Annotated in this window: 25 protein-coding genes; 16 read left to right on the forward strand and 9 right to left on the reverse strand. The window is 60.9% G+C overall.

The genetic code is table 11. The annotated features are described in order from the left end of the window. Complete coding sequence (gene leuD, locus ACEN8Z_RS19530) at positions 1-609, forward strand: 3-isopropylmalate dehydratase small subunit (RefSeq protein ID WP_495595315.1); 609 nt, start codon at positions 1-3, stop codon at positions 607-609. A gap of 455 nt (positions 610-1,064) precedes the next feature. Here leuD and ACEN8Z_RS19535 read toward each other — a convergent pair whose 3' ends face one another. Then, a complete protein-coding gene (locus ACEN8Z_RS19535; RefSeq protein WP_008004747.1) occupies positions 1,065-1,982 on the reverse strand; it encodes a LysR substrate-binding domain-containing protein in 918 nt (305 codons plus the stop codon). A 128-nt stretch (positions 1,983-2,110) separates the two neighbouring features. Here ACEN8Z_RS19535 and ACEN8Z_RS19540 point away from each other — a divergent pair, with 128 nt between their 5' ends. From ACEN8Z_RS19540 to phnX, 5 genes are all read left to right on the forward strand, one after another. Then, positions 2,111-3,448, forward strand: coding sequence for a 2-hydroxycarboxylate transporter family protein (locus ACEN8Z_RS19540; RefSeq protein WP_495595316.1), 1,338 nt, complete (start codon positions 2,111-2,113; stop codon positions 3,446-3,448). Between the two features lie 196 nt (positions 3,449-3,644). Then, positions 3,645-4,736: an iron-containing alcohol dehydrogenase PsrA gene (gene psrA, locus ACEN8Z_RS19545; protein ID WP_495595317.1), complete on the forward strand. Its 1,092-nt coding sequence runs from the start codon at positions 3,645-3,647 to the stop codon at positions 4,734-4,736. Between the two features lie 130 nt (positions 4,737-4,866). Then, positions 4,867-6,162, forward strand: coding sequence for an MFS transporter (locus ACEN8Z_RS19550; RefSeq protein ID WP_495595318.1), 1,296 nt, complete (start codon positions 4,867-4,869; stop codon positions 6,160-6,162). 54 nt (positions 6,163-6,216) lie between these two features. Then, positions 6,217-7,089: a LysR substrate-binding domain-containing protein gene (locus ACEN8Z_RS19555; protein WP_477774608.1), complete on the forward strand. Its 873-nt coding sequence runs from the start codon at positions 6,217-6,219 to the stop codon at positions 7,087-7,089. 86 nt (positions 7,090-7,175) lie between these two features. Continuing rightward, entirely contained in the window at positions 7,176-8,003 is an 828-nt protein-coding gene (phnX, locus tag ACEN8Z_RS19560) for a phosphonoacetaldehyde hydrolase (protein ID WP_495595319.1), read from the forward strand. A 41-nt stretch (positions 8,004-8,044) separates the two neighbouring features. Here the strand turns inward: phnX and ACEN8Z_RS19565 are convergent, their stop codons facing one another. Further along, complete coding sequence (locus tag ACEN8Z_RS19565) at positions 8,045-8,818, reverse strand: AraC family transcriptional regulator (protein WP_495598166.1); 774 nt, start codon at positions 8,816-8,818, stop codon at positions 8,045-8,047. A gap of 134 nt (positions 8,819-8,952) precedes the next feature. Here ACEN8Z_RS19565 and ACEN8Z_RS19570 point away from each other — a divergent pair, with 134 nt between their 5' ends. Continuing rightward, a complete protein-coding gene (locus tag ACEN8Z_RS19570) occupies positions 8,953-10,173 on the forward strand; it encodes an MFS transporter (protein ID WP_495595320.1) in 1,221 nt (406 codons plus the stop codon). A gap of 171 nt (positions 10,174-10,344) precedes the next feature. Beyond that, positions 10,345-11,169: a response regulator transcription factor gene (locus ACEN8Z_RS19575; protein ID WP_495595321.1), complete on the forward strand. Its 825-nt coding sequence runs from the start codon at positions 10,345-10,347 to the stop codon at positions 11,167-11,169. Between the two features lie 140 nt (positions 11,170-11,309). Here ACEN8Z_RS19575 and ACEN8Z_RS19580 read toward each other — a convergent pair whose 3' ends face one another. Further along, on the reverse strand, positions 11,310-11,624 hold the full coding sequence (locus ACEN8Z_RS19580) for a DUF6124 family protein (protein ID WP_495595322.1): 315 nt from the start codon (positions 11,622-11,624) through the stop codon (positions 11,310-11,312). A gap of 560 nt (positions 11,625-12,184) precedes the next feature. Between ACEN8Z_RS19580 and ACEN8Z_RS19585 the strand changes: the two genes are divergently transcribed. The 6 genes from ACEN8Z_RS19585 (at position 12,185) to ACEN8Z_RS19610 (ending at position 18,739) form a co-directional block, all read left to right on the forward strand. Beyond that, entirely contained in the window at positions 12,185-13,312 is a 1,128-nt protein-coding gene (locus ACEN8Z_RS19585) for an ABC transporter ATP-binding protein (RefSeq protein WP_495595323.1), read from the forward strand. A gap of 39 nt (positions 13,313-13,351) precedes the next feature. Beyond that, the gene (locus ACEN8Z_RS19590) at positions 13,352-14,494 is read left to right on the forward strand and encodes an ABC transporter substrate-binding protein (protein ID WP_495595324.1); all 1,143 of its coding nucleotides are present in this window, start codon (positions 13,352-13,354) and stop codon (positions 14,492-14,494) included. A 31-nt stretch (positions 14,495-14,525) separates the two neighbouring features. Further along, the gene (locus ACEN8Z_RS19595; RefSeq protein WP_495595325.1) at positions 14,526-15,443 is read left to right on the forward strand and encodes an ABC transporter permease; all 918 of its coding nucleotides are present in this window, start codon (positions 14,526-14,528) and stop codon (positions 15,441-15,443) included. A gap of 1 nt (position 15,444) precedes the next feature. After that, a complete protein-coding gene (locus ACEN8Z_RS19600; protein ID WP_495595326.1) occupies positions 15,445-16,272 on the forward strand; it encodes an ABC transporter permease in 828 nt (275 codons plus the stop codon). Beyond that, positions 16,265-17,737 carry an aldehyde dehydrogenase family protein gene (locus ACEN8Z_RS19605; protein WP_495595327.1) on the forward strand — a complete coding sequence of 491 codons (1,473 nt, stop codon included), beginning with the start codon at positions 16,265-16,267 and terminating at the stop codon, positions 17,735-17,737. The genes ACEN8Z_RS19600 and ACEN8Z_RS19605 overlap by 8 nt, the downstream gene beginning before the upstream one ends. A gap of 234 nt (positions 17,738-17,971) precedes the next feature. Next, positions 17,972-18,739 (forward strand): metallophosphoesterase, encoded by a 768-nt coding sequence (locus ACEN8Z_RS19610; protein WP_495595328.1) that lies wholly within the window; start codon positions 17,972-17,974, stop codon positions 18,737-18,739. Positions 18,740-18,752: 13 nt separating this feature from the next. Here ACEN8Z_RS19610 and ACEN8Z_RS19615 read toward each other — a convergent pair whose 3' ends face one another. Then, complete coding sequence (locus ACEN8Z_RS19615; RefSeq protein WP_008001923.1) at positions 18,753-18,953, reverse strand: YbdD/YjiX family protein; 201 nt, start codon at positions 18,951-18,953, stop codon at positions 18,753-18,755. A gap of 199 nt (positions 18,954-19,152) precedes the next feature. Here ACEN8Z_RS19615 and ahr point away from each other — a divergent pair, with 199 nt between their 5' ends. Further along, a complete protein-coding gene (ahr, locus tag ACEN8Z_RS19620; protein ID WP_495595329.1) occupies positions 19,153-20,184 on the forward strand; it encodes an NADPH-dependent aldehyde reductase Ahr in 1,032 nt (343 codons plus the stop codon). A gap of 270 nt (positions 20,185-20,454) precedes the next feature. Here ahr and ACEN8Z_RS19625 read toward each other — a convergent pair whose 3' ends face one another. The 5 genes from ACEN8Z_RS19625 to ACEN8Z_RS19645 all read right to left on the reverse strand — a co-directional run bounded on the left by ACEN8Z_RS19625 (position 20,455) and on the right by ACEN8Z_RS19645 (position 24,866). Further along, positions 20,455-21,996 (reverse strand): ArnT family glycosyltransferase, encoded by a 1,542-nt coding sequence (locus ACEN8Z_RS19625; RefSeq protein WP_495595330.1) that lies wholly within the window; start codon positions 21,994-21,996, stop codon positions 20,455-20,457. A gap of 3 nt (positions 21,997-21,999) precedes the next feature. Next, positions 22,000-22,278 carry a lipid-A-disaccharide synthase N-terminal domain-containing protein gene (locus ACEN8Z_RS19630; RefSeq protein ID WP_008001918.1) on the reverse strand — a complete coding sequence of 93 codons (279 nt, stop codon included), beginning with the start codon at positions 22,276-22,278 and terminating at the stop codon, positions 22,000-22,002. After that, positions 22,275-23,015 carry a glycosyltransferase family 2 protein gene (locus ACEN8Z_RS19635; RefSeq protein ID WP_108232345.1) on the reverse strand — a complete coding sequence of 247 codons (741 nt, stop codon included), beginning with the start codon at positions 23,013-23,015 and terminating at the stop codon, positions 22,275-22,277. Before ACEN8Z_RS19635 ends, ACEN8Z_RS19630 begins: the two co-directional genes overlap by 4 nt. 49 nt (positions 23,016-23,064) lie before the next feature. After that, complete coding sequence (locus tag ACEN8Z_RS19640) at positions 23,065-24,042, reverse strand: NAD-dependent epimerase (RefSeq protein ID WP_495595331.1); 978 nt, start codon at positions 24,040-24,042, stop codon at positions 23,065-23,067. A gap of 203 nt (positions 24,043-24,245) precedes the next feature. Continuing rightward, a complete protein-coding gene (locus tag ACEN8Z_RS19645) occupies positions 24,246-24,866 on the reverse strand; it encodes a cell wall hydrolase (RefSeq protein ID WP_495595332.1) in 621 nt (206 codons plus the stop codon). 142 nt (positions 24,867-25,008) lie between these two features. On the opposite strand from ACEN8Z_RS19645, the gene ACEN8Z_RS19650 reads away from it, so the two are divergent. Further along, the gene (locus ACEN8Z_RS19650; RefSeq protein ID WP_495595333.1) at positions 25,009-25,860 is read left to right on the forward strand and encodes a CAP domain-containing protein; all 852 of its coding nucleotides are present in this window, start codon (positions 25,009-25,011) and stop codon (positions 25,858-25,860) included. Positions 25,861-25,885: the final 25 nt, after the last annotated feature.

Here is a 25,885-nt window from a genome sequence, read left to right on the forward strand (position 1 = left end):
ATGCAACCTTTCGCTATCGTCAGCGGCAGCGCCGCCCCGCTCCTGGCCGCCAACATCGACACCGACGTGATCATGCCCAAGCAGTTCCTCAAAGGGATTGATCGCAAGGGCCTGGACAAGGGTCTGTTCTTTGACTTGAGGTTCCTTGAGTCCGGCGAACCCGATCCGCGGTTCATCCTCAATCAACCGGCCTGGAGCGAGGCTGCGTTTCTGGTGGTGGGTGCCAATTTCGGCTGTGGTTCGAGTCGCGAACATGCGGTCTGGGGCCTGAAACAAGTGGGCATCCGGGCACTGATCGGCACCCGCTTCGCCGGCATTTTCTACGACAACTGCCAGCGCAATGGGGTGTTGGCGATTCAGCTGACCGAGGATCAACTCAAGCAGATTGCCGCGTTGACCAGCAACCCGGCAACGGCTCGAATCAGCGTCAACCTGCCGGAGCAAACCATCGAACTGGCTGACGGCAACGTGATCCCGTTCGAGATCGATGAACTGCGCAAGCAATCGTTGCTGCTGGGGCTGGATGCCATTGGCTCCACGTTGCAACTGGCCGAGCAGATTCGCCAGTTCGAGACTCGGCATCTGGCGGAAAATCCCTGGCTGGTCTGATAAGGATCCTGTAGGAGCGAGCTTGCTCGCGATGGTCGTTAACGATAACGCGTGCTTACTGGCTAAACGCGGCGCCCTTGAATCCATCGCGAGCAAGCTCGCTCCTACAGAGGATAATGACGCCGGTGGGGCTGGATGCCACTGGCACCACGTTGCAACGGGCCGAGCAGATTCCTGTAGGAGCGAGCTTGCTCGCGATGGTCGTTAACGATAACGCGTGTTTACTGGCTAAACGCGGCGCCCTTGAATCTATCGCGAGCAAGCTCGCTCCTACAGAGGATAATGACGCCGGTGGGGCTGGATGCCATTGGCACCACGATGCAACGGGCCGAACAGATTCCTGTAGGAGCGAGCTTGCTCGCGATGGTCGTTAACGATAACGCGTGTTTACTGGCTAAACGCGGTGCTCTTGAATCCATCGCGAGCAAGCTCGCTCCTACAGAGACGCCGGTGGTTCACTCAACCGACAGATGACGAAAATATTCCTCCAGAAACTCGACGCAAACCCGCAGTTTGGCCGACTGGCTCAGCCGCGTCGGGTACACCGCCCACACGTTGGCGCTCTGGGTGTAATCGTGCAGCACCTGCACCAGCCGCCCCTGCTCCAGCATCGGCTTCACATCCCACATCGAGCGCAACAGGATCCCGCCGCCACTCAAGGCCCACTGCAGCACGATCTCACCGTTGTTCGAGGATAACGGCCCGCTGACACGCACCGATTCTTCCTGCCCGTCCTTCGTCAGGTTCCACACGCCGAACGCGTTGTTGCGCTCCTTGAGCACCAGGCAATCGTGGTCTTTGAGGTCAGCCAGCGATTGCGGCACACCGCGCCGCTCCAGGTACTCGGGCGTCGCACACAGCACCCGCCGGTTGCTCACCAGTTTGCGCCCCAGGTGCTGGCCCGGCAGGTCATCCCCCACGCGGATCTCCAGATCGAAGCCCTCACCGACGATATCGACCACGCGATCGAACACGTCCAGGCGCAGTTCGAGTTTCGGATAGGTCTGCGACAGCTCGCAGATGGCCGGCGCCACATGGTTGCGGCCAAAACCGAAGCTGCTGCAAATGTGCAACGAGCCCATGGGTTGTTGCCGCGCCTCGGATATTTCGCCAACAAAGTCGTCGAAATCACCCAGCAACTTCTCCGCCCACACCCGCACCCGCTCACCGTCGTCGGTCAGCGCGATGCGTCTTGTCGTGCGGTGCAGCAGGCGGGTCGAGAGCGTGGTTTCCAGCACGGAAATGCGTTTGCTGATGTAGGCCGGCGAATACCCCAGCTCCTCGGCGGCGCTGGCGAAGCCGTTTTTCCGCACGACGGTGAGGAACACCTTGAGGTCTTCAGGCAAGGGAAATTGATCACGATTCGTGTTCATACACCTCATACTTTTGCTGTTTATCACGTTATTCGCGAAGGATAGCATCGATCTACCGAGTGGCAATCCATCCCCGGCCAACCGTGGTTTCTGAATCCTCGATAAAAACAACATGAGGAAAGCGCGACATGAACAAGCCCTACGAGCAAACCCTTAACGCCCCCGACGGCGGTTTCGTGCAACGCCTGCGCAGCCTCTGCGCCTACGAAATCGGCGTCATCCCGCTGCCGATCTTTCTCGGCATCGCGGTCATCGTTTATCTCTCGGCCCATCTGGGCTTCCTGCCCAAGAACATGATCGGCGGGCTCGCCGTGATCATGACCATGGGCGTGTTCTTCGGCCAACTGGGCTCGCGCCTGCCGATCCTGAAGGAAATCGGCGGCGGCGCCATCCTGTGCCTGATGCTGCCGTCGATCCTGGTGTTCTACGGCTTCTTCGGGCCGGCGACGATCGACGCGACCAAAATGCTCATGAAGGAAGCCAACTTCCTGTACTTCGTGATCGCCAGCCTGGTGGTCGGCAGCATTCTGGGGATGAGTCGTTTCATCCTGGTCCAGGGCATGCTGCGGATGTTCATTCCCCTGCTCGTCGGCACCCTGGCCGCCGTTGCCAGCGGATTGCTGGTCGGCAAACTGGTGGGCTACAGCTTTCACCACACGTTCTTTTTCATCATCGTGCCGATCATTGGCGGCGGGATCGGCGAAGGGATTCTGCCCCTGTCGCTGGCCTACTCGGCGATCCTCGGCGGCACCCCGGATATCTACGTGGCGCAACTGGCGCCCGCCGCCGTGGTCGGCAACATCGCGGCGATCATCTGTGCCGGTTTTCTCGCGCGCCTGGCACTCAAACGCCCGAACATCAATGGTGAAGGTTTGCTGATCCGCGCCAAGGACGAGAACGATAAATTCAAGATGAAGGAAGACACCGGCTCCCTTGTCGACTTCCGCGTCATGGGTGCCGGGGTGCTGGTGATCTGCGTGTTTTTCGTCCTCGGCGGCCTGCTGGAAAAAGTCGTGGGCATCCCCGGCCCGGTGATGATGATCCTCGCGGCGGTGCTGTTTAAGTACCTTCGGGTGCTGCCGGAGAAACTCGAGAAAGGCGCCAACACTTTTTACAAGCTGGTGTCGTCGGCCTTCATCTGGCCGGTCATGATCGGCCTGGGCATGCTCTACGTGCCGCTGGACAGCGTGGTGAAAGTGTTCTCGGTCGGCTATGTGCTGGTGTGCGTCTCGGTGGTGGTGTCGATGACCGTGGCCGGCTTTTTCATTGGCAACCTGATGAAGATGTACCCCATCGAATCGGCCATCGTGACCTGCTGTCACAGCGGCCTGGGCGGCACCGGAGACGTGGCGATCCTCTCGGCTTCCAACCGCATGTCGCTGATGCCGTTTGCGCAGATTTCCACGCGCATTGGCGGGGCTTCGACGGTGATTCTGGCGACGATACTGTTGCGGCTTTTCGTTTGAAAACGAGCCGTCCGCGAGGTCATTCCAAACGCAATCAACACCGGCCCGGCGCCGGTGTTTTGCTGCCTGCAACACCCCCCTCCCGATTGGCCGTTATCGGCCCAGCCGATTCAAACCTGCGAATTATCGATTTGTGCAGTGGTCCGTGGACCGCGAGCATGGCGTCACTTCCAACAACAAAAACCAAGGACCCGCCATGACCGCCCGATTTCACAACCCAGTGGATACCCGTTTCGGCTGGGGCAGCCTGCAAGAACTTGCCGCCATCACCGAACACCAGAACGTTGCCGTCGTGACCTTTCCCGAAGCCCGTGGCCTGGGGCTGGTGGATCGCCTCCAAGCGTTGCTGGGCGAACGCTTGGTCTACGTGATCGAAGATGTCCAGCCCAATCCCGATGTCGCGCAACTGCGCGCGACCTATGAACGTTTCTGGCAAGAGGCCGGCGATTGCCATGCCGTGATTGCCGTCGGTGGCGGCAGCGCCATCGACACGGCAAAAGCGCTGATTGTCGGCACCGAGTCAGGCCGCTTCGATGAGTTGCTCGCCTTGCTGGCAAGCGGCAAACCTTTCGTCCCGGCACGCAGTAAACAGCTGATCGCGGCCCCGACCACGGCAGGCACCGGCAGTGAAGTCACGCCCTGGGCGACGATCTGGGACGCCGCCAACCACAAGAAGTATTCCCTGCACCTGGAATGCACCTGGCCACGCGTCGCCATCATCGATCCGCAATTGATGCTCACGGTGCCGGCCAGCGTCACCGTTTCCACCGGGCTGGATGCACTGTCCCACGCACTGGAGTCGATCTGGAACATCAACGCCAACCCGCTTTCCGACACCTTCGCGATCTCTGCCATTGAGGACATCCTCGAATGCCTGCCCTTACTGCGGCGTGACCTGTCCAATCAGGAGCTGCGCTCACGGATGGCCCTCGCCGCACTCAAGGCCGGCATGGCGTTCTCCAACACCAAGACCGCGCTGGCCCACTCCATTTCCTATGAGATGACCTTGCGCTACGGCCTACCCCACGGCATCGCCTGCTCCTTCACCTTGCCACTGGTGTTGGGCCTTGCCTGGGGCCACGACGCAACGCGCGACAAGACCTTGCAACGGGTTTTCGGGCCAGACCTGGATAAAGCCCAGGCCCGATTGCGCGCCTTCCTGCACAGCCTGGATGTGAAAACCGAGTTCGCCGACTACGGTGTAACGGCCGAAGAAGCTGAAACCATGATCGACTTCGCCCTGCAGGGTGCACGCGGCAAGAACTTCATCGGCTCACGAGCGGCCTAGGGCTCGACAGCCCCCCAAGACACTACACTGCCAGCGGCGTAACGAGCCGCGACGATTTCCTGCCGCACCTGAAAAAGAGTGCACCCTGCGACGCAACTCGCAGGGAACGAACAAGAATAAGGAAAAGATCATGAATCGTGCCCAAACCATGCCAGGTCTCGCCGTACACACCGCATCGTTTCGCGTCGCCCAGTGGCGCATGCTGCTGGCAGCCATGTTTTGTTATCTGTTTTTCTATACCGGGCGACAAACGTTCGGTTTCGCCATCCCCGGTATCCAGGCCGAGTTCGGCTTTACCAAAGAGCACCTTGGCTGGGCATCGGCCGCCATGCTCTGGGCCTACGCCATTGGCCAGGCCATCAACGGCAACCTCGCCGACAAATTCGGTGGCCGACGCATCATGACCATGGGCGCCGTGCTGTCCTGTGGCGCCAACTGGGTGACCAGTTTCGCCAGCGGTTTCGCCGGGCTGATTCTGCCCTGGGGCATCAATGGCTACTTCCAGGCATTGGGCTGGGCACCGGGCAGTCGGCTGATCTCCAACTGGTGGAGCGCGGGCGAACGCGGCAAGGTCTACGGTTTCTATGTGTTCGCGGCCGGCTGCGCGTCGGTGCTTTCCTACGTGACCTCGATCGTCGTGCTGGAAGTGATGCACCTGGAGTGGCGCTGGATCTTCCGCCTGCCCGTGTTGCTCATGCTGGCGGGCGGCATCATCTTCTACCTGGTGGCCCGCGAGCGTCCGCAAGACCTGGGTTTCGAACCGCCTGCCGACACCGGTGTGGCCAACGCCGAGGACAAAAGCCATGAAGTGGCCCATGACGAAGTCGAAACTTCTGCGCAGCGTTACAAGGCTGTTCTGAAAAACTTTCGCCTGATCATCGCCGCCGTGTCCCTGGGTTTCCAGAACGCCGCCCGCTACGGTTTGATCGTCTGGGTGCCGGTGCACTTCCTGGGTGCCAACTGGAAGACCGGCGACAGCATGATCGATCCGAAGTGGATCACAGTGGCCCTTCCCGTCGGCATGGCCATCGGCGCGCTGAGCAACGGCTGGATCTCGGACAAGCTGTTCGGCTCCAAACGCTACCTGGCGATCATGCTCTACATGCTCCTCGGCGCGGCCACCAGTTTGTGGATGTGGACCCTTGCCCCCCACAGCGCAACCGGCCTTGTGGCCTTGTTCCTCTGCGGCTTCTTCGTGTACGGCCCGGCTTCCAGCTTCTGGGCGCTGTGCCCGGACCTGGTGGGCGCCAAGCGCGCCGGCACGGCGACCGGGGTGATGAACTTCTCGTCCTACCTGTTCGCCGGCCTGGCGGAACCGCTGATCGGCAGTATGCTCGACAGTACCGGCAACACCTCGCTGATCTTCATCGTGGTCACCGCTGCCTGTCTCTGCAGCGCGTCGGTAGCGCTGTTCATCAGGCGTTGATTGCCTGGCTGGACAGATTGAATCAGTGGCAGCGGCTCAGGAACAGGATCGTCTATGTACCAGTACCACAAGTGGCTACGTTCATTTCATGCAGTGGCCAAGACCGGGAGTTTCACCCTCGCCGCCGAGTATTTGAGCGTCGGCCAGCCCACGGTCAGTGAGCAGGTCAACGCCCTGGAGAAGAAGTTTTCCGTGGAGCTGTTCCACCGCCGCGGTCGCTTTATCGAAATGAGTGCCGCCGGGCACCAGCTCTATGCGATTACCCAGGGCCTGTTCGGCCAGGAGGATGAAGCCGTGCAACTGCTGCAGAGTTTCAAGCAACGCAAGTCCGGTATGTTGCGCCTGGGCGCAGTGTCCCCACCCATTGCGATGAACCTGACCTACGAACTGATGCAGCGGCACCCGGACATCGAACTGGAAACCTCGTTCTCTGCGGAAAAGGAGACCCTGGATCGCCTGTTCAACTTCGATATCGATGTGGCGATCCTGGCCCTGTCCGAATTCGACCAGCGTTTTGACACGCAGCTTTACCGGCGCTACCCGATCATTGCCGTGGTGCGGGACGACCATCCCTGGGCCCGGCAGAAAGAAGTACATGTCGAGCAGATCAGCGAAGAGAAATGGGTGCTGCGGGAAAAAAGCTCCCGTACTCGTCAACTGGTGGAGGAAAGCTGCAAGCACCTGGGCGTCGCGCTGAACTGCGTCATGCAGTTGAACAGCCGCGAGGCCATCGTGCATGCCATCGCCAAGGGCATCGGCATCGGTTTCGTCTCGGCCGTCGAGTACGCCGAAACGCCCGGCACCAAACCGATCACCTTCGTCAATCACCCGTTTTCCATCGACTACCACCTGTGCTGCCTGGGCATTCGCCGAAACCGGCCGATGATCGCGGAGCTGTTCGACTCGAGCCCAACGCCAGCCACCTGATTTCGTCTCACCCTTGAGCAATCCACAGGCTTACTTCCTGGCAACAGGAGGGACGGCCTGCCCACAACAAAAAATGGAGAAATACCATGAACTACCAAAAACCGACCCAACTGCAAGCCGTGGTCCTGGACTGGGCCGGCACCGTTGTCGATTTCGGCTCCTTCGCCCCCACGCAGATTTTCGTCGAGGCCTTTGCCGAGTTCGGCGTCGCCGTTTCGCTGGAAGAAGCGCGGGGCCCGATGGGCATGGGCAAGTGGGATCACATCCGCACCCTGTGCAATCAACCGCAGATCGCCGAACGCTACCGTGCCGTGTTTGAGCGCCTGCCGACCGATGACGATGTCACCGCACTGTACGAACGGTTCATGCCGCTGCAGATCGAGAAAATCGCCCTGCACTCGGCCTTGATTCCCGGCGCGCTGAACACCATCGATGCCTTGCGCGACAAGGGCCTGAAAATTGGCTCCTGCTCCGGTTACCCCGCCGTGGTCATGGAAAAAGTGGTCGAGCTGGCGCGGCACAATGGCTACGTGGCGGACCATGTGGTGGCCACCGACGAGGTGCCGAACGGCCGTCCCTACCCGGCCCAGGCCCTGGCCAACGTGATTGCCCTGGGGATCAGTGACGTCGCCGCCTGCGTCAAGGTCGACGACACCTGGCCCGGCATTCTCGAAGGCCGGGCCGCAGGTATGTGGACGGTCGCGCTGACCTGTTCGGGCAATGCCCTGGGCTTGACCTATGAGCAATACAAGGCCCTGCCTTCCGACAGGCTGGACAGTGAGCGCGCCCGCATCGTCAGGATGTTCGAAGGCTCACGCCCGCACTACCTGATCGACACCATCGTCGATCTGCCAGCGGTCATCGAAGACATCAATGCCCGGCTGACGCGAGGTGAAACGCCGCAAGGTTCCTGACCTGATTCAGGCGTCAAGCGGCCGTCCCGTGGGCGGCCGCCTCACTTGAAAAAATCACTCGGCGTCTTGCCGAACTGCTTCTTGAACATGGTCGTGAACGCGCTCGGGCTGTCGTAACCCAGCTCCCCGGCGATGTCGATGATCTTCTCCCCGACGGCGATTCGTTCCAGCGCCAGCAGCAGGCGCGCTTGCTGGCGCCATTGGCCGAAGGTCATGCCGGTTTCCTTGCGGAACCTTCGCTGGATGGTTTTGGCGTCGAGGCTCAACCGCGCGCTCCAGTCCGACAAGGTCGAGCCATCGCCTGGGTCTTGCTGCAACGCGCTACAGATCTGGTTGATACCTTGATCGGTGGGCTGCGGCAGGTTCAATGGCAAGGTTGGCAGGATCGTCAGTTCATCCAGAATCAGGCGCAGCACCCGGGCTTCCCGCGAGTCCGGATTGCAATTGAAATCGAAATCCACCGAGACCTTGATCAGCTCACTGAGCAACGCGGACACACTCACCGCCCGGGTTTCGGCGGGCAGATCCGGGCTTGCGTCGGGGTGCACAAACACGCTGCGCATCTTGATCGGTCCCACACAGCGTATCGAGTGCACTTCCCCACTCGGCATCCAGATGCCACGGCTCGGTGGCACCGTCCATTGGCTCGTGGCGGCGTGCACCACCATCACGCCTTCGATGGCATAGATCAGTTGATGCTTTTCATGGGAATGCGGCGCGATAAACCAGTTTTCCGGGTAGTCGGTCGCACTGCTGCGAACGCTCCAGCCGCCCTGGTCGATCTCCGCTAGAAATGTCTGCAATGGCTTGATCATGACGCCCTTTTTGCGATGGTCCATGCCCGAGTTGCGCGAGACGGGCGTCCTTGAGGCCCATAGGATAACGCCGAACCCTGAAATGGGCTGCGCCTTGCGTTCGCAGTTCGCGTTTTTTATCCGGAAACCCGCCCATGTCGACCACTACCCTGAGCTCACCCTCACCCACCGTCTCGGTTGCAAGCCAAGCCAGCCCGCTGGTCATGCGGGTCATCGGCGCTTGTGCGCTGGCGCACCTGATCAACGACTTGATCCAGGCGGTGCTGCCGTCGATCTACCCGATGCTCAAGGCCAGTTATGGCTTGAGCTTCACTCAGGTCGGCCTGATCACCCTGACCTTCCAGCTCACTGCTTCATTGCTGCAGCCATGGATCGGTTTCTACACCGACCGACACCCCAAACCGTGGCTATTGCCGGCCGGCATGGTCTGCACCCTGATCGGCATTCTGATGCTGTCGATGGTCGGCAGCTTCCCGGCGATTCTCGTGGCCTCGGCGCTGGTGGGGGTTGGCTCGTCGACCTTTCACCCGGAGACCTCGCGGGTGGCACGCCTGGCCTCGGGCGGTCGCTACGGCCTGGCGCAGTCGACCTTTCAGGTTGGTGGCAACGCCGGTAGCGCCTTCGGTCCGCTGTTGGCCGCCGCGATCATCATTCCCTATGGCCAGGGCAACGTCGCGTGGTTCGGCCTGTTCGCGGTGTTTGCCATCCTCGTTCAGTACGGCCTGAGCCGCTGGTATCGCAATCACCTGAACCTGTTCAAGCTCAAGCAAGGCAGCAAGGCCACCCACGGCCTGTCGAAACAACGAGTGACCTTCGCCCTGGTAGTGCTGGCGCTGCTGGTATTCTCCAAATACTTCTACATGGCCAGCTTCACCAGTTACTTCACCTTCTACCTGATCGAGAAGTTCGACCTGTCGGTGGCCAGTTCGCAGTTGTACCTGTTCCTGTTCCTCGGTGCCGTCGCGGCAGGCACATTCTTTGGTGGCCCGATCGGCGACCGGATCGGCCGCAAGCAGGTGATCTGGTTCTCGATCCTCGGCGCCGCACCCTTCACCCTCGCCCTGCCCTACGTCGACCTGTTCTGGACGGGCGTGTTGAGCATGATCATCGGCTTCATCCTCGCCTCGGCATTCTCGGCCATTGTGGTATTCGCCCAGGAACTGGTGCCCGGCAATGTCGGCATGATCGCCGGGGTGTTCTTCGGCCTGATGTTCGGCTTCGGCGGGATCGGTGCTGCGCTGCTCGGGCATCTGGCGGATATCCATGGCATCGAGTACGTGTACACGCTGTGTTCGTTCCTGCCGCTGCTGGGAATTCTGACGATCCTGTTGCCTTCGACCCGAAGTGCTCGCTGAAGAATTCAGCCGATCACTTTTGCTACCAACCTTGTAGCACTCGGTAACACCTGTCCCTGTTGCGGTGCGTCTTTTCCACGACGCGCCGCCACCCACCCCGCTGCACACGGGCAAACCCGCCATGGCGTACTTTGTGCATTCAAAGGCCATCCTCTTCTGCCTGTAGTCGCCATGCGCCCCAAGGAACTGAAACTCTGGACCACCGGAGTCGCCCACCTGCTCGACCTGCCTGCCGGGCATGCGCGGCTGTCGGGGTTGAGCCATTGGCTTCGGCAAATCTGCCCGGTCGATCATTTCGTGTTGTTTGTCTACGAAGGCAATCACCGGCCACTGGCGTTGTTCGATACGTTCTCGGCGGACAAGCGCGCGGTGTATGTCGACGACTATCAGTGCGGGCCTTACCTGCTCGATCCGTTCTACCTGGCTTGTACACGCGGGCAGGCGCCGGGACTGTGGCGTCTGCGCCAGTTCGCCCCCGACCATTTCTACCTCGGCGAGTACTTCCTGACCTATTACCAGCAAACCGGACTGGCCGAGGAAGTGGCGTTTTTCGTCGACCTCGGTGGTGGCGCCACGGCGGTGTTGTCGCTGATGCGCTCCAGTGCCAGTTGCGCCTTCAGCCGGGACGAAATGCAGTTGGTCGAGTGTGCGCAAGCGGTGGTCGAGCAGGTTATCAATGAAGCCTGGCGCTTGCGTCAGGCCCAGCAACCGCGCCCGGCGCAAGACCTGGACTTCAAGATCCGCGAAGCCTTCGACCACTTCGGCGCGCACATCCTTACCGGGCGCGAGCAGGAAATCGTTCAACTGTTGCTGCGCGGCCACTCCAGCGCCTCAGTGGCCGAACAACTGAACATTAGCCCCGGCACGGTGAAGATTCACCGCAAAAACATCTACGCCAAGCTGGGGATTGGCAGCCAGTCGGAGTTGCTGGGGTTGTTTATTCGGGAGCTGACGGAGGATCCGTTGCAGACGCCCGGCCTCAAGCTACAAGCCTGATACCCGTTGGTATACGCATATCCCTGTGGGAGCGAGCTTGCTCGCGATTGCGGCCATACATTCAACATCCATGTGTATGACACACCGCTATCGCGAGCAAGCTCGCTCCCACAGTTCTGCCGGTGATCTGGAGATTGTGGTCAGGGCGGATCAAGCTGATCCAGCGCCCGATTCACCGCCAACTCCCCCAACATGATCACCTGCGCAATACCCAACAGCGCATTGCGACTCGTCCCCTCCAGATGATCCACCAGATCGTTGGCCATGACATTGGCCGATGCCAACGATTCACACGCGTGCACCAGCAAGGTTTCGGTATTGAGTTCGGGATTGACGATAAACATGGTGCTGGGTTTTCGCGGCGTCGCCATGATCTGGGGGCCGGGGTTGAGGTCGAGGCTTTCGTACGGGGATGCCGGATCGGTATCCGGCGGGTTGGGTGTGACCTTGAACATAGTGAAACTCCTTGTACCGTAAAAAGGAGCCATCACTCTCACGCTACCAAACGTAGGGTGGTGGCCATACGCAGGTTGGTAGACCGGGTACAAGGAAACCGGCGCGCCCGAAGACGCCCTGTGCATGGCCACCATGTAGCAGCAGAGCAGAAAACCGCTGCTGATAGTGACGCGTTGCACCTTGTAAAACCGGGCTACCAAACCCGATCACTGCTTTTTTTTCAGCGACCGGCCAACGATAAAACCCAGCCCCAAGGCGCACAAGCCGGCGGATTCTGGCGTACCTGTAGGCAACGACGCAAGGTGTTGTAGCCTTCGCGAAGTAACCCCGGATGTCTTTAAACACGCATCTGCATTTTGTGTAGGAGCGAGCTTGCTCGCGATGGTCGTTAACGAATACGCGTGATGACTGGCTGAACGCAGTGCTCTTGAATTCATCGCGAGCAAGCTCGCTCCTACAACAAGCTGCTCCTATCCCCCAAGGGATATATACACCGCAAACCCCCATTGCTAGTTTGGCCCCCGACGCACTGATTCATCACTGCAACGGAGCCCGCCTCGTGAACAACAGCGTGAACGACACCCCGCCAAGCGATATCGAATTCTGCAATGTGGTCAAACGCTATGGCGAGGTGCAGGCCGTCAGCGGTTTGGATTTCGCGGTGCGGCGTGGTTCGTTTCATTCCTTTCTCGGCGGTTCGGGCTGTGGCAAGACCACCACCCTGCGCATGATCGCCGGTTTCGAACAGCCCACCAGCGGCGAGGTGCGTCTGGCCGGCAAGAGCGTGGCCGGTGTGCCGGCCTTCGAGCGGCCGGTGAATATGGTGTTCCAGCATTACGCGCTGTTCCCGCACCTGACCGTGGCGCAGAACATTGCCTACGGCCTGCGCTATCGCACCCCGCGCCCGGACAAGAAACAGCAAGTGCGCATGGCCGATGAGGCGCTGGAAATGGTGCGTCTGAGTGGCTTCGGTCAGCGCAAGCCGAGCGAACTGTCCGGCGGCCAGCAACAGCGCGTCGCCCTCGCCCGCGCCTTGGTCAACAAGCCGACGGTGTTGCTGCTCGACGAGCCACTGGCTGCGCTGGACCGCAAGCTGCGCAAAGAGATGCAATCGGAACTGCTGCGTCTGCAACGCGAGGTCGGCATCACCTTCGTGCTGGTCACCCACGACCAGGAAGAAGCCCTGTCGATGAGCGACAGCATCAGCGTGATGCACAACGGTTCGATCATCCAGACCGCCACCCCGGAGCAACTCTACGAAGCCCCGGCCAGCCGCTACGTCGCCGACTTTATCGGTGAGTCCAACCTGTTCGACGGCACGGTGCGCCAGCTCAACGGCAATTCGGTGGTGCTGCGTACCGAGCAAGGGCTGGAACTGACCAGCCCCCTCACCCCCACCGGAAAAAGCCTGAGCGCCAACGCCGCCGGCTGCATCGCCGTGCGCCCGGAGCTGATCAGCATCGCTGGTGCCAATGCCGAAATGAGCCGCGAAGTGAAGCTGCCGGGTTGCGTGGAAGATCGCATTTACCTGGGCAATTCCACCGAATACCGCGTGCGCACCCAGGCCTTTGGGGTGGTCTGCGTGCGGGTACCGCGCCAGCAGGATCACGGCGCCAATGCATTCGAACACGGCGCAACGGTGCGCGTCGGCTGGGATCACGCCAATGGCCTGGCCATGGCGTTGTAAATCATCGATTCGTTTCATCAACCGAATGTGGAGCGTGCTATGGACCAGAAGACTTTTATAAAAACCCTGCGCAGCTGGCAGAACGGCTCGATCAGCCGCCGCGAGTTCCTTGGTCGCACCGGCCTCGGCATTGCGGCAGCAGTGGTCGCCACCAATATGCCCGGCCTGCTGACCTCCACCGCCGAGGCCGCCGAGCAAGCCAAACTCGGTGATCGCTTGTCACTGGCGACCTGGCCGAACTACCACAGCCAGGAAAACCTCGACACCTTCGGCAAGTCCACCGGCGCCCGGGTGTCAATGAGCGTGTTCGGTTCCAACGAAGAGATGCTCGCCAAACTGCAGGCCGGTGGCAGTGGCTGGGACGTGCTGGTGCCGACCAACTACACCATCAGCACCTACGTCGGGCTGGGATTGATCGAACCGCTGGACCTGTCGCGCATTCCCAACTTCGACGCCTCGGCGTTCCAGCAGAAATTCATGGCCCAGGGCACGGTGGACGGCAAGGTCTACGCGGTGCCGAAAAACTGGGGCACCACCGGCATGCTCTACGACACCGGCAAACTGAAAAACGGCCCGACCAGCTGGAAAGAATTCTGGGCCGCCGCCCAAGGCCCGGCCAGTGGCCGGACGATGGTCCACGACTACCAGTTGACCGCCATCGGCAATGCCCTGAAGAGCTTCGGCTACAGCTTCAACTCCCTGGACCCGAAAGAACTGGCCGACGCGGAAAAACTGCTGATCGAGGTCAAGCCGCACCTGTTCGCGATCAACTCCGACATTCAGCCGTCGATGCGCAGCGGCGATGCCTGGCTGGCGATGTCGTGGACCGGCGACGCCTCGCAGCTGCACCGCGACAACGCGCAAATGCAGTTCGAACTGGGCAAGGAAGGTGGCGAGCTGTGGAGCGACTTCTTTGCGATTCCGAAAAGCTCGGAGCACAAGGACGCCGCCTACGCGTTCATCAACTACCTGCTCGATCCGCAGCACAACAAACTCGAAGTGCTGAGCCACGGTTACCCGAGCGGCGACAAGCGTGTCGACGCGCTGCTGCCTGTGGCAATGCTCGACGATCCGATCATGTACCCGGCCGCCGAGGCCCTGAGCCCACTGGAATTCGGTGCCGCCGCCACGCTGACCAGCCCGGCCCGCGCCGAACTGATGGCGCGTTTCAAGTCCGCCTGATCGCCTGACCATGGCCAATGAGGAGTCATCCATGAATGTCGCCGCCCACCCGCAAACGGTGCAGCCGGGCCATGCCCTGGCGGTCGAGGTTCGCCAACGGCGCAGCCTTGGCCGACGCATCACCCTGCTGATGCTCTTGCCCTCGACCCTATGGTTCCTGCTGCTGTTGTTGATGCCGCTGGTGATCATCCTGGTCTTCAGTTTCGGCGAGCGCAGCGCCGTGGGCGGTTACGCCGGTGGCTTCACCCTGGCCAACTACCTGAACCTCGGTTCTCGCGGCGCGGCGTTCAGCAACACGCTGATGCTCGCGCCACTGGGTACCCTGGTGTGCCTGGTGGCAGCGTATCCGCTGGCGTATTTTCTTGCGGTCAAGGTCAGCAGGAACCGCTCGCTGTTGCTGACCCTGGTGATCGTGCCGTTCTGGACCAGTTTCCTGATCCGCACCTACGCGTGGATTTTCATCCTCAGCGGCAAAGGCATCCCGGCGCTGCTGGCCAGCCTGGGTCTTGAGGATGTGCGGCTGATCAACACACCGTGGGCGGTGCTGATCGGCATCGTCTACGGCTACCTGCCGCTGATGGTGTTCCCGATCTACGTCAGCCTGGAAAAGCTCGACAAGCGCCTGCTCGAAGCCTCGGCGGATTTGGGCGCCAGCGCCTTCGAAAGCTTCCGTCGCATCACCCTGCCGCTGTCCGCGCCGGGGATCATTACCGGGGTGATGCTGGTGTTCATCCTGTTGATGGGCGAGTTCCTGATCCCGGCCATTCTCGGCGGCGGCAAGGTGTTTTTTGTCGGCAACGCGCTGGTCGACCTGTTCCTGCAATCGCGCAACTGGCCGTTCGGCAGTGCGCTGGCGATGACGTTGGTGGCGATGATGCTGCTGATCATCGGTGTGTATCTGAAACTGGTGGCGCGCTACGGCGGCCGCCCTGCCGACGGAGGTTTGTGACATGTGGCTGCGCAGCTATTCGACATCGCTGTACCTGTTCCTCTACGCGCCGATTGCCTTGATCGTGCTGTTCAGCTTCAACGCCGGGCGCAGTGGTCTGGCCTTCCAGTGCTGCTCGGTGCAATGGTTCGGCACCGCGTTCGGCAACCCGTTCATCATGGAAGCCCTGGGCAACAGCGCGCTGATCGCGCTCAGTTCGGCGGTGATTGCCACGCTGTTCGGCACCCTCGCGGTGTTCGGCCTACAACGTACCGGGCCCAAGGTGCGAATGCTGTTCGATGCGCTGACCTATTGCGCGATCATCGTACCCGGCATCGTCATCGGCATCTCGACACTGATTGCCTTCATCAGCCTGTTCGACCTGATCAACCCGCTGCTGGCGAGCTGGCTGCCGACGGTGCCGAAGTTGAACATGGGGTTCTTCACGGTGATCGCCGCGCACTCGCTGTTCACCATGGCACTGGTGATGGTGATCGTGCGCAGCCGCGTCGATTCGCTGGACAAGGTCTTGCTGGAAGCCTCGGCCGACCTGTACGCGCCACCGATGGACACCTTCTGGCGGGTGACCCTGCCGCAGATCAGCCCGGCGATCATGGCCGGATTCCTGCTGGCGTTCACCTTCAGCTTCGACGATTTCATCATCGCGTTCTTCGTCGCCGGCTCCGAAACGACGTTGCCGATCTACATTTTTTCCTCCATCCGCCGCGGCGTGACGCCAGAGATCAACGCGATTTCCACGGTGATCATCTGCGTCTCGCTGGCCCTGCTGTTCACTTCCCGCCATCTGCAAAACCGCCGCACCGGCGTCCAGGAGTCGCACCATGCGTGATCAGCTCTACATCAACGGCGAGTGGGTCAGCCCGGACCTGGGCGGCTATCTGGACGTGATCGATCCGGCCACCGAACAAGCCTTCCACCGGGTGGCGGCGGGAACTGAAGAAGATGTCGACCACGCCGTGCGCGCGGCCCGTCGCGCCTTCGACAATGGCTGGGGCCAGACCAACGGCGCCGAGCGTGCGCAATGGCTGGAGGCGCTGGCCGATGAACTGGAAATCGGCAAACAGGCGCTGGCGGAACTGGAAGTGCGCGACAACGGCAAACCCTTGCCTGAAGCGCAGTGGGACATCGGCGACGCCATTGCCTGCTTCCGTTACTACGCCGGTCTGGCCCGCGATCTGGACCAGCAACAGGATCAGCCGCTGGCCTTGCCGGATGAGCGTTTCCGTTGCCGTATCCGCCACGAGCCGATTGGCGTGGCCGGGCAGATCATCCCGTGGAACTACCCGCTGCTGATGGCCGCGTGGAAGGTCGCTCCAGCCTTGGCCGCCGGGGCCACGGTGGTGTTGAAACCGTCCGAGCTGACGCCGCTGACCGCTCTTGAACTGGCAGCCGCCGCCGACCGCATCGACTTGCCGGCCGGGGTGTTGAACGTGATCACCGGCCTCGGCGCCGACGCCGGCAGCCCGCTCACCGAGCATCCGGGCGTGGACAAACTGGCCTTCACCGGCAGCGTGCCCACCGGGGCGAAAATCATGTCGGCGGCGGCCCGGGACATCAAGAACATCAGCCTGGAACTGGGCGGCAAGTCTGCGTTCATCGTGTTCGATGACGCCGATATCGAAGCCGCCGTGGAGTGGATACTGTTCGGGATTTTCTGGAACCAGGGCCAAGTGTGCAGCGCCACGTCACGCCTGCTGGTGCAGGAAACCATCGCCCCGCGCCTGATCGAACGCCTGGTGGAAGAAACCCGCAAGATCAGCATCGGCCCCGGTATGCAGCCTGGTGTGCTGCTCGGTCCGCTGGTCAGCCAGGGCCAATACGACAAAGTGCTCGGGTTCATCGACCAGGGCCTGGCCAGCGGCGCCCGTTTGCTCACCGGCGGACAGCGACCGGCGCACTTGCGCGAAGGTTACTTCGTCGAGCCGGCGATTTTCGACGAGCCTGGCCACAGCAGCATTTTGTGGCGCGAAGAAGTGTTCGGCCCGGTGCTGTGCATCAAGCGCTTCAAGACCGAAGAGCAAGCCGTGCAAATGGCCAACGCCAGCCGCTTCGGCCTGGCCGCCGCCGTGATGAGCGCTGATTTGCAACGCACCGCCCGGGTCGCCAACCAGTTGCGCGCCGGGATCGTCTGGGTCAACTGCTCGCAACCGACCTTCGTCGAAGCGCCCTGGGGTGGCATGAAACACAGCGGCATCGGTCGCGAACTGGGCCAATGGGGGCTGCACAATTATCTGGAGGTCAAGCAGGTCACCGAGTATGTCAGCGACCAACCGTGGGGCTGGTATTTGAAGTAAACCGGTCAACTGTGGGAGCGAACTTGCTCGCGATAGCGGTGGGTCAGTCGACATCTGTGTTGAATGTGCCGGCCTCTTCGCGAGCAAGCTCGCTCCCACAATGGATCGGCTGTGAGCACCGCATTGGCGTACACCCGTTCCCTCATTTGTTTTGCTGGTCAGCAGGCTTGTGACAACGGGTTATCAACGCGTAACTTGAATGACCTGCCCTGCAAGACACGCCGGAGTTGATCAATGCGCATTGCTTTGCTGTCCGACATGCACCTGTCCGTCAATACGATCCCGTTTCCCGAAGTGGATGCCGATATTGTCGTGCTCGCCGGGGACATCGCCCGGCCGGCCAAGGCCATCGAGTGGGCTAAAGCGTGTCCGGTTCCACTGCTGTACGTGGCGGGCAATCACGAGTTTTATGGCAGTGACCTGGTCTCGACCTACGAACAGCTGAACAGCCTGGCGCAAGGCACGCAGATCCACATTCTGGAACGTTCGGAGTACGTCCACGACGGCGTGCGTTTTCTCGGTTGCACCTTGTGGTCTGACTATCGCCTTCTCGACAGCCCTGAGGATCGGGCGCTGGGCATTGATCAGGCGACCCAACTGATCCGTGACTTCAGCCACATCAAGATCGCCCCCGATTTTCCGGACCTGTTCACACCAGCCATTTCCCAATTGGTTTTTCTTCAAACGGTAGCCTGGCTGGAAGACTGCTTCACCCGCGACAACAGCACGCCCACGGTGGTGGTTTCCCATTTCGCCCCGACACGGTCGAGCATCAGCCCGACGTTTGCCGGTTCGCCGATCAATTCAAGCTTTGTCTCGGACCTCGAAGCACGGATCAAAGACTGGCAGCCGGCACTGTGGCTGCATGGTCACACCCATGGTAGCTTCGATTATCGGGTGGGCAGCACCCGGGTGGTCTGCAATCCCCGGGGCTATGCCAGGAATGGCATCAATGAAAATCCTGAATTCGATGCGGCCTTCGTGATCGATCTGGCGTTGTGAAGTAACTCTCGGTTCAACAGCACCGCGTATTGCATTTGCCCCGGCCAAAACGCGCCTCCTGGCGCTCACGGAAAAACATCTCATAGCTCATCACTGGCTCACCCGGACGGTTACGGGCCATTTGCGCCACGTAGTTGTCGTACTCGGGAACCCCGACCATCAAGCGGGCGCTCTGGCTGAACAATCTGACGAACTGCTGCAGTTTGCGGAACATGGCTGATCTCTCTGTGAGCGTGGGACCTGGCCCATGAAACCGCGCTCATGTATCTGCAATGTGTCCACATCAGGCGCATTTGTAGTTTCAGGTATCCAGCTTCACGCCCAATGGAACGCCCGCAACCCGCTACACTTTCCTCGCTCCGCCGCTGCATCCGAGCGGCCAAGACCCCTGACTTCTGATCTGGAGGTATCCCATGAGCGACAGCAGCGAACTCACCACCTTTACCGGCTGGGCCGCCACGGCAGCGGGCGCGCCACTGCAGCGCTACAGCTACGATCCCGGCCCGTTGGGAAACGATGAAGTGGAAGTCGCCGTGGAATATTGCGGCGTCTGCCACTCCGACCAGTCGCTGATCGACAACGATTGGGGCATCAGCCACTACCCGTTTATCCCCGGCCACGAGGTGGTCGGCCGTGTCGTTCGGGTGGGCGCCCAGGTCCGCGGCCTGGAAATGGGCCAACGGGTGGGCATCGGTTGGTACAAGGGCAGTTGCATGCATTGCTCGTCGTGCATCGAAGGCTCCCATAACCTGTGTCGCACCGTCCAACAGACCATCATCGGCAGCAATGGCGGCTTTGCCGACCGCATTCGCTCGCACTGGGCCTGGGCCCTGCCGATCCCGGCCGGGCTCGATCCGGCGAAGGCCGGGCCGTTGTTCTGTGCCGGTTCGACCGTGTTCAACCCGCTGGTGGAATTCGGCATCAAGCCCACTGACCGGGTCGGCGTGGTGGGCATCGGCGGCCTCGGTCACCTGGCGCTGCGCTTCCTCAACGCCTGGGGCTGCGAAGTCACCGCCTTCACCTCATCGCTGAGCAAACAGGAGGAAGCCAAGCGCCTGGGCGCACACAAGGTGGTCGCCTCGACCGATACCGATGCGCTCAATGCCATTGCCGGCACCCTGGATTTTCTCCTGGTCACCGCCAACGCCAACCTCGACTGGACCGCCATGCTCGCCACCCTGCGCGGCAAGGGGCGCCTGCACTTTGTCGGTGTCGTGCCCGACGCCATTCCGGTGCACGTGTTCAACCTGATTCCCCAGCAAAAAGTCTTGTCCGCCTCGCCGGTCGGTTCACCGGCCAACACCGCGATGATGCTGGAGTTCTGCGCCCGCCATCAGATCCTGCCGCAGGTCGAGATGTTTCCCATGAGCCGGATCAACGAAGCCATCGATCATTTGCGCAGTGGTAAGGCGCGCTACCGCGTGGTGCTGGACGCCAGTCAGTGACAGGAGACGAACGAAGAGAAAGGGCCGCTTATTCAAGCGGCTAATGTCGATCAGTTAAGCCACAACGCAATCTGTAGCAGCTGGCGTAGCCTGCGTCCGGCTGCGCAGCAGTCGTAAAATCAGAGCTCGCGGTACGTCAGAGAGATCGTGCAAGCCGGATTTACGACTGCTGCGCAGCCGGACGCAGCCTTCGGCAGCTGCTACGAGGAAGGCGTAGCGTCTGGGCTCGCCTAACTGATCGGCATTAGTTCAAGCGGCCCTTTTTTACCCTCAGGGATTAGCCGCCTGCGCCGGCATGTGCGGATCATTCCAGGAGAACCGATAGGCTTTGCTGGCCTCTTGCGGGAAGCATTTGCCGTTGTCGGCATCCGCCCCCACGATCGACCAGTTCGCCCGGGAGTTTTCGCCCAGTTCACGGGCCGCTTCGGGTTTGAAGCACTGGTTCAATACATCATCCGGCACCAAAGCGTAGGCCTTGGGGTGTTCGCGCAGATACTGCGCAGCCTTCTCGATGGAGGAGTAGTCCATGCCGAAATGCACGATCGGTTGACGGGCGAACAACCAGTGCCCCTCCTCCCAGTTGACCAGCACCAGATCGGCGCCCTGGGTCATGGTCGCAGCCTGCGCCATGAGCACCTGATCAATGTTGGTGCCTTCCTTGAGCGGTTCGATGAAACCACGGGCGAACCACAACGCAAACCAGGTCGCCACCAGTGCCGGGAACACCCGACGCAAACGCGGGTGCCGTTTGAACCAGCGCTTGAGCAGCCACGGGATCAACGGCGCGGCGACCAGCACCAGCCCAGGCAGCGCCGGGTAGATGTACAACTTGCGCTTGCCGCTGCTGATGCAGAAAAACAGCACTACCAGCAGCACCCAGCCGAGCACTACCAACACCCGGCCGTCACGCTTTTGCAACTGACGGCGCCAGGCGGGTACCAGCCATGGCAGCACCAGCACCAACGGCAGCCAGTACTGCGGAATCACGTTGGTGAAGAAGTACCAGAATGGTTCGCGGTGATGCCACGCAGCGGCATAGCGGCCTGCTGTCTGGTGCAGGAGGATCTCCCGCGCATAGGCAATTTCGTCGGCGCTGCCATTGAAGGCGATGGACAAGGCCAGGGGCAACAGCCAGATCGCAATCGCCGCGAGCATCACGGCAAACCCCAGCAACCACTTGCGCGTCTCGCCAGGCATGGCCACCACACCGGGCCAGTCCTTGCGCACCGCATAGGCGTAAGGAATCAGCAACAGCGCCGGCAAAAAACCCACGCCTTTGGTGATCACGCCAATGCCCATGGCCGCGCAGCCCGCGTAAAACCAGCGCCACGCCGGGCCGAGCAGCAGGTGTCGCGCCAGTCCGTACAGGCCCAGGGAAGTGAACAGAATCAACAAACTGTCGATCTGACCGGTGCGCAGGATGCTGTAGGTCTGGTACGTCGCCAGGTACAACAGCGCTGCGTTGCGTCCGGTACGCTGGGTCCACAGGCGACGGCCCAGGTCATAGACCATCGCCGTAACCGTCACCGCCGAAAACAGCCCCGGGATATAGAGGGCAATGTTCGGCTTGCCGGTGAGCCAGGTGAAGAATGCCACCGTCCACATGAAAATCGGCGGCTTGTCGCCGTAGATCTCGGCGGCCCGGTGCGGGATCAGCCACGAGCCGTTTTGCAGCATCTCCAGTGCGACACCGAGGAAGCGCTCTTCGTCGACATTCTGTGCCTGACGCAGCCCCAGTCCCGCGCCGATCAGCAACAGGGCAAGCAGCATCAAGCCCAGGCATTCGACCCTGGGCGACAATGATCTACGCATGGTTTATTCCTTCACGCTTCTGCTTTTGGCAATCAATTGCAGGTTGCGAAAATAGACGATGGAGCCAAACGCCTGCCCGGCGATGAACACCGGGTCCTGGCGGTAAATGGCGTAGGCGAGCAACAAGGTGCTGCCGACGATGCTCAAGTACCAGAAGTTGGTCGGGATCACGCTGCGTTTCTTGTACTCGCTGTACAACCACTGCAGGACAAACCGCCCGGTAAAGGCAACCTGCCCCGCAAAGCCGACCAGCAGCCACAGGGTTTCACGAGACAACATCATCCTTCGATCTCCTGGGCAATGGTGTTCAGCCGCGTGCGCTTGATCAGCCACCAGACACCGAACAAATCGAGAATGCCGACCAATGCGCGGTCCAGGTTGCCGTATTTCGACACCCCGGCCGTGCGCGGCCGGTGGTTGACCGGGTGCACGATCATGCGGCCGTTATGGCGCTGGATCAGCGCTGGAATATAGCGATGCATGTGGTCGAAGTACGGCAGGCGCAAAAACGCCGCGCGCTCGATCAGCTTCAGGCCGCAACCGGTGTCCGGGGTGGCGTCCTTGAGCAGGCGGCGGCGCAGGTTGTTGGCGAAACGCGAGGCGTAGCGTTTGCTCGCGGTGTCGCGACGGTTGACCCGGTGCCCGGCGACCAGTTGCACATCGACCTTGCCTGGCTCGCCGCGCACCAGCGCGAGCATGCCGGGGATGTCCGCCGGGTCGTTCTGGCCGTCGCCATCGAGGGTCGCCAGCCACGTGCCCCGTGCCTCACGGGCCGCGTGGTAGAGCGAGGTGCTCTGCCCCAGCGAACGCTCGTGATGGAGGATGCGCAAAGTGTTCAAGCCGTCGTGGCGGATCTGCCGCAGCTCATGCAGGGTCGCGTCGGTGCTGCCATCGTCGACGACGATAATTTCGTACGACTCATCGGCCAGCGCCACGCGGATCTCCTCAAGCAGCGGCTTGAGGTTGTTTGCTTCGTTTTTAGCGGGAATCAGTACGGATACAAAAATGTCTTGGCTCATGGAGTCTCTCTCGCCCTTTTTGATTTTTTCGAGATCAGAGGCGAACGCTTCAAATCTGATAGAACTGCCGATACCACTTCACAAACTCGCCGACGCCGGTTTCGAGCGTCACCTGCGGGCTGAAGCCCACCCACTCGGCCAGTGCCGAGACATCGGCCCATGTCTTGACCACATCACCGGCCTGCATCGGCATGTAGTTGCGCCGGGCCTGCAGGCCCAAGGCAGATTCCAGGCACTCGACGAAATCCAGCAACGCCACCGGCATGCCACGCCCGATGTTGAAGAGCCGGTTTACCCCGGCGGCGGAGCCTTCCGGCACCGGTGGTTTTGGGCGTAGTCGGGCGATACCTTCGACAATGTCGTCGACGTAGGTAAAGTCGCGCGACATCTGCCCCTCGTTGTAAATATCGATGGGCAGGTTTTTGAGGATGGCGTCGGTAAACTTGAACAGCGCCATGTCCGGGCGGCCCCAAGGACCGTATACGGTGAAAAAGCGCAGGCCACTGGCTTTCAAGCCATACAAATGGCAGTAACTTTCGGCCAGCAGTTCATTGGCGCGCTTGCTGGCGGCGTACAGCGAAACGGGATGTTCGACAGGATCCTCGACACTGAACGGCATCTTGCTGTTGGTGCCATACACCGAACTGCTCGAAGCGTAGATCAGATGTTCGGGGCGATGGTGCCGACAGGCCTCCAGCACATTGAGGAAACCCACCAGGTTCGATTGCCCATAGACATCCGGGTTGTCCAGCGAGTAGCGCACCCCGGCTTGAGCCGCCAGGTGCACCACCTCGGTAAAACCGTGCTCCCGGAACAAGCTCATCAGGGCCGGTTTGTCGACAATGTCCATCTTCTGGAAACGAAAACCCGGCAATGTTTCCAGCACCTTGAGGCGTGCGTGCTTGAGCTCGATGTCGTAGTAGTCGTTGAGGTTGTCGATACCGACGACGTCCTGACCCTCGCGGCACAAACGCTGGACCGTATGAAAACCGATGAAACCGGCTGCACCGGTGACCAGAACAGTCATACGACGCACACCGGTAATTGCGCCGTGATCGGCGCGAGATTACTGATCCAGACCCTTGTCAGCTTCATGATGTGTAGTTCCTGCTTATGGCGTTATTCGCGCAAGGTTACGTTATGAAGCTTATAAAACAGAAACATTTCAGTTTCGATAACACCTCACGCAACTTCAGCAAAAAAAACCATAATTGGCCGAATCACCACCTACTATTTGGCCGATTTGTCATGCGGCTTGTAAAACCGGAACAAACCGATGTCCACGGTCTTGATGTACTCCTTGGCCCAATCCGGCTTGACGGTACGATCATGGAAATACAGGGCACCCTGGGTGCGATCCGGCAGTTCCTTGTTCAGGGCCTTGCGCGCGATCTCCTTGGCCATCGTGTAAGGCACCTCTTCCTGGACCGAATCGGATTTGCCGTCACACCACCAGGAGAACTGGCAACTCTTGGTTTCCGAGCCCTGTTTGACCACTTTGCACACCGTATCCGGAAAGCCCTCGTGGCCCAGGCGATTCATGACCACGTTGGCCACCGCCTCCATGTCGGCGGAATCCTTACCCCTGGCTTCCCAGTAAATGGAGCGGGCCAGGCACGTGATCGCGTCGTCCAGCGGCGCGACGCCCGCCGGGTCTACGGCCTGGACTTCGGACGGGGTAATCGCTTCACCCTTGGGCGCCGGTGCGGGGCTGTTGTTCTCGGCGGCTTTCTGTTCCAGCACCTCAGCCTTGTTCTCGGCCGCTTGCTGTTTTTGCTCTTGATCCGTAGCGGATGCCAGGCCGGCCAGCAATGTGAGGGCGAGGCAGGTGGCGATCCAGTCGAAGCGCATGATCGATGTCACTCAGTGAGTGGTTCGACTCAGTGTAGTAGTGAAATGATTTCACCCGCCCCACTACACTCTGGATAAATCCGTTGTTCTGGATGGGTCAACTTCGCGCATCATGGGTGCAATCTGCTCAAGGGGGATTTTCATGGGTTTCATCTCATCCGCAATGCGTTTTGCCGGCTTGTCACTGGGCCTGGTATTCGCCGCCAATGCCGTGGCGACGGAGGAAACGCAATTGATCGAATCGATCAACGTCTACCGCAGCCAACTGCAGCGCTGTGCAGGCCAGGTCTCCTCGGAGCTGCCGCCGTTGTCGGCCGACCCGCGCCTGGTGCTGACCGCCCCGAGCATCGGTGATCTGCAGCAGGCCATGGCCACTGCGGGTTATCCCATGAAGAATGTGCAGGCCATCAGCCTGTCCGGACCTCGCGATGCAGCCTCGGCGATGAAAGCGATTCAGGAGAGTTTTTGCCAGATCGTCCTCGACCCGCAATTCGTCGATGTCGGCGTCAGCCGCCAGGACCGGCAATGGCGCATCGTGGTCGCACGTCCATTGTTGAGCGCACGCCTGGGCGACTGGCAGACCGAGGGCCAGAAGCTGCTAATCGAACTCAACGCCGCACGGGCCAAGCCGCGTCAATGCGGCACCCAGTCTTTCAATGCAACCGCGCCGCTCGCCTGGAACGCCACGCTGGCCACCGCCGCCGAAGGCAATTCCCGCTCCATGGCCAACCACAACTACTTCGATCACAAGGACCGCGATGGCCGCACACCGGGTGACCGTGCGGAACTGGCCGGCTACAACTTCCAGCAGATCGGCGAAAACATCGCCGCCGGGCAAGACAGCGTACGCAAGGTGGTCGAAGGCTGGCTGACCAGCCCCGGTCACTGCGCCAACCTGATGAACCCGCAGTTCCGCGAGTTGGGCGCGGCGTATGCGACCGATCCGAAGAGCGATGCGGGGATTTACTGGACGGCGATGTTTGGGGCGCAGTAAGAACTGAACCTGACACGAACAATGT

It is taken from the genome of Pseudomonas sp. Pseusp10, assembly GCF_059492225.1.

Coding starts and splice junctions, on each gene's coding strand:
- leuD (WP_495595315.1), top strand. CDS start 1: ATGCAACCTTTCGCTATCGTCAGCGGCAGCGCCGCCCCGCTCCTGGCC.
- ACEN8Z_RS19535 (WP_008004747.1), bottom strand. CDS start 1,982: ATGAACACGAATCGTGATCAATTTCCCTTGCCTGAAGACCTCAAGGTG.
- ACEN8Z_RS19540 (WP_495595316.1), top strand. CDS start 2,111: ATGAACAAGCCCTACGAGCAAACCCTTAACGCCCCCGACGGCGGTTTC.
- psrA (WP_495595317.1), top strand. CDS start 3,645: ATGACCGCCCGATTTCACAACCCAGTGGATACCCGTTTCGGCTGGGGC.
- ACEN8Z_RS19550 (WP_495595318.1), top strand. CDS start 4,867: ATGAATCGTGCCCAAACCATGCCAGGTCTCGCCGTACACACCGCATCG.
- ACEN8Z_RS19555 (WP_477774608.1), top strand. CDS start 6,217: ATGTACCAGTACCACAAGTGGCTACGTTCATTTCATGCAGTGGCCAAG.
- phnX (WP_495595319.1), top strand. CDS start 7,176: ATGAACTACCAAAAACCGACCCAACTGCAAGCCGTGGTCCTGGACTGG.
- ACEN8Z_RS19565 (WP_495598166.1), bottom strand. CDS start 8,818: ATGATCAAGCCATTGCAGACATTTCTAGCGGAGATCGACCAGGGCGGC.
- ACEN8Z_RS19570 (WP_495595320.1), top strand. CDS start 8,953: ATGTCGACCACTACCCTGAGCTCACCCTCACCCACCGTCTCGGTTGCA.
- ACEN8Z_RS19575 (WP_495595321.1), top strand. CDS start 10,345: ATGCGCCCCAAGGAACTGAAACTCTGGACCACCGGAGTCGCCCACCTG.
- ACEN8Z_RS19580 (WP_495595322.1), bottom strand. CDS start 11,624: ATGTTCAAGGTCACACCCAACCCGCCGGATACCGATCCGGCATCCCCG.
- ACEN8Z_RS19590 (WP_495595324.1), top strand. CDS start 13,352: ATGGACCAGAAGACTTTTATAAAAACCCTGCGCAGCTGGCAGAACGGC.
- ACEN8Z_RS19595 (WP_495595325.1), top strand. CDS start 14,526: ATGAATGTCGCCGCCCACCCGCAAACGGTGCAGCCGGGCCATGCCCTG.
- ACEN8Z_RS19600 (WP_495595326.1), top strand. CDS start 15,445: ATGTGGCTGCGCAGCTATTCGACATCGCTGTACCTGTTCCTCTACGCG.
- ACEN8Z_RS19605 (WP_495595327.1), top strand. CDS start 16,265: ATGCGTGATCAGCTCTACATCAACGGCGAGTGGGTCAGCCCGGACCTG.
- ACEN8Z_RS19610 (WP_495595328.1), top strand. CDS start 17,972: ATGCGCATTGCTTTGCTGTCCGACATGCACCTGTCCGTCAATACGATC.
- ACEN8Z_RS19615 (WP_008001923.1), bottom strand. CDS start 18,953: ATGTTCCGCAAACTGCAGCAGTTCGTCAGATTGTTCAGCCAGAGCGCC.
- ahr (WP_495595329.1), top strand. CDS start 19,153: ATGAGCGACAGCAGCGAACTCACCACCTTTACCGGCTGGGCCGCCACG.
- ACEN8Z_RS19625 (WP_495595330.1), bottom strand. CDS start 21,996: ATGCGTAGATCATTGTCGCCCAGGGTCGAATGCCTGGGCTTGATGCTG.
- ACEN8Z_RS19630 (WP_008001918.1), bottom strand. CDS start 22,278: ATGATGTTGTCTCGTGAAACCCTGTGGCTGCTGGTCGGCTTTGCGGGG.
- ACEN8Z_RS19635 (WP_108232345.1), bottom strand. CDS start 23,015: ATGAGCCAAGACATTTTTGTATCCGTACTGATTCCCGCTAAAAACGAA.
- ACEN8Z_RS19640 (WP_495595331.1), bottom strand. CDS start 24,042: ATGACTGTTCTGGTCACCGGTGCAGCCGGTTTCATCGGTTTTCATACG.
- ACEN8Z_RS19645 (WP_495595332.1), bottom strand. CDS start 24,866: ATGCGCTTCGACTGGATCGCCACCTGCCTCGCCCTCACATTGCTGGCC.
- ACEN8Z_RS19650 (WP_495595333.1), top strand. CDS start 25,009: ATGGGTTTCATCTCATCCGCAATGCGTTTTGCCGGCTTGTCACTGGGC.